The sequence below is a fragment of the Sporosarcina obsidiansis genome (assembly GCF_009651005.1).
In the GTDB taxonomy this organism is placed as follows: domain Bacteria; phylum Bacillota; class Bacilli; order Bacillales_A; family Planococcaceae; genus Sporosarcina; species Sporosarcina obsidiansis.
On sequence record NZ_WHVW01000023.1, the window covers coordinates 44,616 to 52,037 of the forward strand.

Sequence of the window (7,422 nt, forward strand, 5' to 3'; positions counted from 1 at the left end):
TCCTAAATTTTCTGTAAGTTAGTTTCTTTTATTCGTTCACTTTAACCATGGATGGACGAAGAACGCGATCTTTCAACTTATATCCTTTTTGCAGTTCTTCTAATACCGTGCCAGAAGGTTTTTCCTCGTCATTTCCTGTCATGACTGCCTGATGGAAATTAGGGTCAAACTCTTGATCAAGTGCTTCAATTTCTTCCAACCCTTCTGACTTTAAGGCTTCTACTAATGAGCGATACACCATATCCATGCCCGTGAGGATGGATTGGCTTTCTGATTCTTTTGCTTCAACAGACAACGCACGCTCAAAGTTATCTAGCACAGGTAAAATATTAACTATCACATTTTGTGAACGATACGTTTGTAATGCTTGATAGTCGAGTGAGGCGCGTCTTTTCGTATTTTCCAAATCGGCCAATACACGTAATTTTTTGCTTTCTTCTTCTTCAAGTGCTTTTGTTAGTTCATCTATTTTTTGCTGTTTTTCGTCTAATTCACTTACAGGTTCAGCTTGCTGCTCTTGCTGTTCCGTGGATTGATTCAGCTCTTGCTCGTTGTCAGAACTATTTTCACATTGTTCATTTTCATTAAGTTCTTGATTTTCTGTCACGTGTCTTGCCTCCTGTTCGCGTCTTGTCCAATTGTTAAACGATGAAGTGCAGAAGATAAATCACTGCTTAAACTATCCAGCAGCGTAATGACCCTTCCATAATCCATTCGCTTCGGACCAATAATAGCAATAGAACCTTCCATATTCTCTCCTGCAGAGTATGTGGAAGTAATTACACTATAGTCTTCCATATCAATCACCTTGTTCTCGGATCCAATCCGAACGTGAATTCCTTGATCATTCTTCTGAAAAAAGGCCATTGCAGGATTACCTTTTTCCATTAGCTCAATAAAAGACTGCATTTTTTGAAAGTCATGGAATTCCGGCTGTTTCCACATATTCAATTTTCCACCGAAGTACAGACGCTCTTCCGGCTCTACAGCAACTGCTTGTTGCAGAGAACTGAATAACTTTTCAGCTTGGTGAATATGCTGTTCAAACACATGCTTCGCTTCCTGTAACAGCTTCTGTTGCAACTGTACAAGTGAGGTGCCAATTAGGCGTTCATTTAAAATATTTACTGTTTTTTCGATTTCTGAAGCAGTAAGCCCTTGTGGAACGTCAAATATTCTATTTTCCACATGTCCATTATCTGTAACAATTATCGCAACTGCTTTCTTTTGATCCAATGGAACAATTGAAAATCTTTTTACAGCATGCGTCGACGTATCCGGTCCCAGTAGAATTGAAGTGTAATTTGTCAGTTCCGATAAAATCGTAGCTGATTTACGTATTAATTCTTCTGACTCTCCTACTTTTTCCTGAAATAACGTTCGCAACTGCATGCTGTCTTCCAAATCCAAGGTTTGCGGTTGTAATAAATGATCCACAAAGAAGCGATAACCTTTTTCAGAGGGTACTCTTCCAGATGATGTGTGAGTCTTTTCTAGATAACCCATATCCTCCAGATCTGCCATTTCATTCCGAATTGTAGCCGAACTAAATGGCGCTTCCGGTTTCTTTGACAGCTGTCTGGAACCTACAGGTTGGGCAGACTCGATAAAATCTTTCACTGTCAATTGTAGTATGAGCAATTGTCTGTTTGTCAACATGATCATCACTCCTGTTAGCACTCATTAACTTCGAGTGCTAATACTACTCATAATTTATCAAATTACATTTTACCTGTCAACGAATCAACTCACACTTCAAGTAAAAATTGTTGAAATACTGCGTTTCCTTGAAAAATCCCTTTTCTAGTAAGACAAAGCTGGTCGTCTACGATCTGCAACATGCCCTGTTGTTGAAGGTCATGAATCGGTTTGCCAAACACTTCTAGGATGGGTTTTTTAAATTTTTGCTTGAAATGTTCCATGGACACACCTTCTATTTTGCGTAATCCGAGAAACATTTCCTCCTCCATTGATTCAGCTTGCGTCACCTCGTGGACTTCCTTGATCGGCAATTTACCTTCCTCTAGATGATCAATATAATGTTTTAATGGTCCTACATTGGCATAACGTTGCTTCCCTAAATAACCATGTGCTCCTGCACCAATCCCTGCATAATTCAAGTTTTCCCAATAAATCAGGTTGTGAAACGAAGGATAGTCAGGTATCGCAAAATTACTGATTTCATATTGCATTCTATTGGAAGCATTCATGCGATCGATTACCATACCAAACATTTCTGCTTCCGCGTCTTCTCCAGGAAGCGGTAATTTCCCTTTTGTCATTCGATTATAAAACACTGTTTTTGGCTCAACGATTAACGAGTAAGCGGAGTAGTGCGGTAAGTCCAGAGATAATGCACGGTCAAGGGTTTCTTCCCACTCTGTCACTGTTTGGGTCGGCAAGCCATACATTAAATCTAGGCTAATATTTTCGAAACCGATGTTGCGGGCGGTGGAAATTACACACTCCACGTCATCGACTGAGTGCGTTCTGCCGATTTGATTCAATAGACGCTCATTGAATGACTGAACACCAATCGATAATCGAGTCACACCCTTCTCCTTTAATATGCAGAGCTGCGCTTCTGATAAATCATCAGGATTCGCCTCTGTCGTAAATTCTCGCAAAGCTGGTATATCAATATATTGCTCGACAATCGTCAGCAGACGATCTAGCTGTGGCACAGAGAGGGCGGTCGGTGTCCCTCCACCTAAAAAGACCGTTTCTACTTGTTCAAATGAATGGCCTGCTTCTTTCATTAATTGGAATTCCAGACCGATAGATTCGATATATTGATCGACAGGCTGGTTTTTTAAAAATACTTTGTTGAAATCACAGTAATGACAAATTTGCTGGCAAAACGGTATATGTATATACACTCCCCGCATGCTGACACTTCCCTTTTATCTAAGTATGCCTTATTGACGGCAAAAAGAGGGCGTTTGTGCCCTCTCTTGTAAGTATTTTTTAGTCTTCATCCATCTTCAAGACTGCCATGAAGGCTTCTTGCGGAACTTCCACTGAACCAACTTGCTTCATTCGTTTCTTACCTTCTTTTTGCTTTTCAAGAAGTTTACGTTTACGAGAAATGTCGCCACCGTAACATTTAGCTAACACGTTTTTACCGATCGATTTGATCGTCGAACGTGCAACAATTTTTTGACCTACCGCTGCTTGCACAGGCACTTCAAATTGCTGTCTCGGAATTAACGCTTTCAATTTTTCCACGATCGCCTTACCACGTTCATAACTGAAGTCTTTATGCACAATAAAGCTCAAGGCGTCGACTTGTTCACCATTCAACAGAATATCCATCTTGACGAGTTTAGACTGCTTGTAACCGATTAATTCATAGTCGAGAGAAGCATAGCCTTTTGTGCTAGATTTTAACTGATCGAAAAAGTCGTAGACGATTTCTGCCAATGGTAGTTCATAAATCACATTGACACGCGTACTATCCATATAGTCCATCGTAATGAAATCGCCACGCTTATGCTGGCATAATTCCATCACAGCGCCTACGTAATCGTTCGGAACCATAATAGATGCTTTAACATAAGGCTCTTCAACCGAATCCACTTTTTGTGCACTTGGCATCATAGATGGATTATCGACATTCATAGAAGTACCATCTGTTAGATTGACTTTATAAATAACACTCGGTGCAGTCGTAATCAAGTCAATCTTGAATTCTCGTTCAATTCGCTCCTGGATGATTTCCATATGAAGTAAACCTAAGAAACCACAACGATAACCAAAACCAAGCGCTTGTGATGTCTCTGCTTCATACTCTAAAGCAGAGTCATTCAACTCTAGTTTTTCAAGTGCTTCTCTCAAATCATTATATTTTGATGTATCAATTGGGTATAAACCACAAAAAACCATCGGATTCATCCGACGATAGCCTGGTAATGGCTCACTTGCAGGGTTCTTTACAGTCGTAACTGTATCACCCACTCGTGTATCCCCTACATTTTTAATCGAGGCCGATAAGAATCCGACATCTCCTACTGTCAATTCGTCTCGCTGAGAAATAGTAGGAGTAAATACACCTGTTTCTAAAACTTCAAATTCTTTTCCTGTCGCCATCATCCGAATTTTATCGCCTGGCTTCACTCTTCCTTCAACGATTCGGATATTGACAATGACACCTTTATATTGATCATAGTGGGAGTCAAAGATCAGTGCCTTCAAAGGGGCATCAGGATCACCTTCAGGAGCTGGTACTTTTTCGACGATCTGCTCCAGGATTTCCTCGATTCCAATCCCCGCTTTAGCTGAGGCAAGTACCGCCTCGGATGCATCTAGTCCGATTACATCTTCAATCTCTTGTTTGACGCGCTCTGGATCTGCAGCAGGTAGATCGATTTTATTAATTACAGGTAAGATTTCCAAGTCATTATCCAATGCTAAATAAACATTTGCCAATGTTTGCGCTTCAATGCCTTGGGCAGCATCTACTACGAGGACAGCACCTTCACAGGCAGCCAAACTTCTCGATACCTCATAGGTAAAGTCGACATGTCCAGGTGTATCAATCAAGTGAAAAGTATATTCTTCACCATTTTTCGCGTTATATGTTAATTGAACAGCATTCAATTTAATCGTAATACCGCGTTCACGTTCCAAGTCCATGGAATCCAATGTTTGTGATTTTAAATCACGTGAACTCACTGTTTCTGTCTTTTCTAAAATACGATCAGCTAGCGTCGATTTTCCGTGATCGATATGGGCAATAATAGAAAAATTACGGATATTCTTTTGACGTGCTAACCTCTGCTCTTGATTCATCCATGTTCACTCCTATATCAATTACGCCTTGGCGTAATTGTGTCCAGATTTATTCGAGCCTGCTCGAAAAGCTCCTTTGAAAATCTGTGACGTCCGCCGGAGGCTCTAACTCCATTCAGTTGAATTGAGTTAAACTACTTGAATTATAGCAGTGAACAATGAAGACTTCAATATCTGAGAGATTATTGCACAGTCAATAGCGCAGAAACCGATTCCCCGATGACAGAAACCGTCTGATTCAGCTCAACTTCCGTATTGCCCACACCACCAAGCTCGATCAAAATCATACTTGTATCCAAGTCCTGATTATATTTCCCATCCACTCCTCGTCCACCTTTAATAATGATTTCTCGCGTAATTCCGGGAACCCGTTTTTCCATTTCACTCTTCAATTGCTTAGCTTTCGACAAATTCTTTTCATAATACGGATGTTCTCTACCAACTACAAAACCAACTTTCGCATAACGTTGATTTTCATAGGTAATTGTCGACTTCGAAGGCCCTACCGAATCCCGATGCAAATCAATAACCAAATCATACGACTGACTGCGCACTTTCTCTTCGACATATGGACGTATAGCTGCATAGGATCTATGGTAAGGTATCTTCTTCTGTTGCATGATTTTCGCAATATCGACGTCTAACTGTTCAGCTGTCAAGCCATTAACTAGTAAATTGTCTTTCAGTCGTGTGCCTACTTTCATGATATTCTCAGAATGATGAGAAGCAGCTATTTTTCCATTGACAGCTTGAGTAATCGGTTCATACGCTTCATGAGAATGAGTGGTATAAATAAGTATATTCCCCTCTACTTTCGGTTGAATATCTTCTTCCAACACATTCGATGCGTAAACAATCATGCTAGGTTCTTTTAAAGAGAGGGTGGATTGAAGCGTCGGCTGTTTTGGAATAAACTGAATAACGACTGGGAAGATGAACAACAGAAAAATAATGCTCATCCAGATTTGCAAAGTTTTTTTCATTGTGATCCCTCCATCTCCCACTATATGCAGAAGAAAAAAGGACCATGACTGGACTATTTTTTTACTTTATGAATCCAATCCATCAATGAAGTAGAGAGGGCAGACGCATATTGCGCAACCCAAGAGTCAATTTCCTTCGGGGAAATGAATGTAGCCAATTCGTGTTGAGTAAGAACTTCCTCAAACAATTGAATCCGTTCTTCATGTGTCCAGGAAGACCAATCCCCAAATATAGGTGCAAGAGAAGTACGGTCGGCACTTTCTGTGGATTGTTGAGGGAAACGACCAGTCGCGAGTTTTGAAGATGGCATGCTATCTTCTTCAATCTTTGCAGCAATATAACCAAACATTGTATCAATCGCATCTGCCACAAGCACGGGTCCGTCCACTACGGTTGGCACACCAATAGCGATAACAGGAATACCAAGGCTCTGTTCTGACAGCTCTTTTCTGCTATTACCTACTCCTGAACCTGGATGGATACCTGTATCTGTCAATTGAATCGTTCGGCACAGACGGGAACTGCTTCTTGCTGCTAGAGCATCCACGACAATGAGGACATCAGGTTTTCCCTCATCCACAATCGCTTTTACAAAAGACGCAGTCTCCAAGCCCGTTTGAATCGTCACACCAGGTGCATAGACCATCACCCCACTATCGTCCGCTTCGTAATAGTCTGGGATGATCTCTTTCACAATATCCATCGTCACAGGTCCAACCGCATCAGGTGTAATATCTCGATTACCCAATCCAACAAATAAAATTTTCTTTGCGCTTCCTTGCAATTTTTCTTTAATCAACGCGTCCATTTTTTCCACAACCAAATTACATAACTTCTGTAATTCGTCTATTTCATGAACGGAAAGTGTCGGAATCGTTAACGTAACATATGTTCCTTTCGCTTTCCCAATCTCTTCTTCACCTTCCGCCTTCACTTTTACAGTAGTCGCCTTAATTCTTCCGAGTTCCTTTTCTTCCACTTCAATACCAGACATTTTCTTCAATTTCTTTTCTTCGCGTGCAGTTTGATGCCTGACAAACTCGTCACTTTCATCGATCAAATCTGTACGGTAATAATTAATCTCGTCCATTATAATCACCTCTAAAGTGAAGCTTGTGCAAAAAAGCGTAGTTTATTCTGATGAAGAAGTGCTATTAACAACGCGAGATTGCTCTTTTTTTCTTGCAATCTCCTTTTAGTTTTGTTAAAATTGTGCTTGTTGTAAAGAGATGTCCGGATGATTGTGGAAACACTCTTGCCTTACCTGAAAGCTGGAGGTGAATGAAATGCCAAACATTAAAGGTGCTATTAAACGCGTTAAGCAAAGTGCTGCTGCAAATGAGCAAAACTCTCATGTGAAAGCTGCTATGCGTACAGCGATCCGTAAAGCGGATGCTGCTCTTATCAATAACGAAGAGAACGCTCAAGATCTTTTGAAAGATGCTGTGAAAAAAGTGGATACTGCTGCTCGTAAAGGACTTATCCATAAAAACACTGCTGCTCGTCAAAAATCACGTCTAACTAAAAAAGCTCAATAATGACATGTTAAAAGACTGCCTTATACAAGGCAGTTTCAGACTGTAGACAAACTCCGGAAATTTGGAGTTTTCCTACAGTCTATTTTCTTTTACAATAGAGTAAACGCCA

The 7,422-nt window shown here is 40.5% G+C and carries 7 protein-coding genes; 1 reads left to right on the forward strand and 6 read right to left on the reverse strand.

Annotation, left to right across the window (positions count from 1 at the left end; all coding sequences use genetic code 11):
• Positions 1-28: 28 nt before the first annotated feature.
• The 6 genes from grpE to gpr all read right to left on the reverse strand — a co-directional run bounded on the left by grpE (position 29) and on the right by gpr (position 6,865).
• A complete protein-coding gene (grpE, locus tag GD002_RS15255) occupies positions 29-607 on the reverse strand; it encodes a nucleotide exchange factor GrpE (RefSeq protein ID WP_153733225.1) in 579 nt (192 codons plus the stop codon).
• Positions 604-1,659 carry a heat-inducible transcriptional repressor HrcA gene (gene hrcA / locus GD002_RS15260; protein WP_153733226.1) on the reverse strand — a complete coding sequence of 352 codons (1,056 nt, stop codon included), beginning with the start codon at positions 1,657-1,659 and terminating at the stop codon, positions 604-606. Before hrcA ends, grpE begins: the two co-directional genes overlap by 4 nt.
• Positions 1,660-1,748: 89 nt before the next feature.
• The gene (gene hemW, locus GD002_RS15265) at positions 1,749-2,888 is read right to left on the reverse strand and encodes a radical SAM family heme chaperone HemW (protein WP_153733227.1); all 1,140 of its coding nucleotides are present in this window, start codon (positions 2,886-2,888) and stop codon (positions 1,749-1,751) included.
• A 79-nt stretch (positions 2,889-2,967) separates the two neighbouring features.
• On the reverse strand, positions 2,968-4,791 hold the full coding sequence (lepA, locus tag GD002_RS15270; RefSeq protein ID WP_153733228.1) for a translation elongation factor 4: 1,824 nt from the start codon (positions 4,789-4,791) through the stop codon (positions 2,968-2,970).
• Positions 4,792-4,973: 182 nt separating this feature from the next.
• Positions 4,974-5,774: a stage II sporulation protein P gene (gene spoIIP, locus GD002_RS15275; RefSeq protein WP_228548397.1), complete on the reverse strand. Its 801-nt coding sequence runs from the start codon at positions 5,772-5,774 to the stop codon at positions 4,974-4,976.
• Between the two features lie 53 nt (positions 5,775-5,827).
• Positions 5,828-6,865 (reverse strand): GPR endopeptidase, encoded by a 1,038-nt coding sequence (gene gpr, locus GD002_RS15280; protein ID WP_153733230.1) that lies wholly within the window; start codon positions 6,863-6,865, stop codon positions 5,828-5,830.
• A 196-nt stretch (positions 6,866-7,061) separates the two neighbouring features.
• Between gpr and rpsT the strand changes: the two genes are divergently transcribed.
• Positions 7,062-7,313, forward strand: coding sequence for a 30S ribosomal protein S20 (gene rpsT / locus GD002_RS15285; RefSeq protein ID WP_153733231.1), 252 nt, complete (start codon positions 7,062-7,064; stop codon positions 7,311-7,313).
• Positions 7,314-7,422 lie beyond the last annotated feature (109 nt).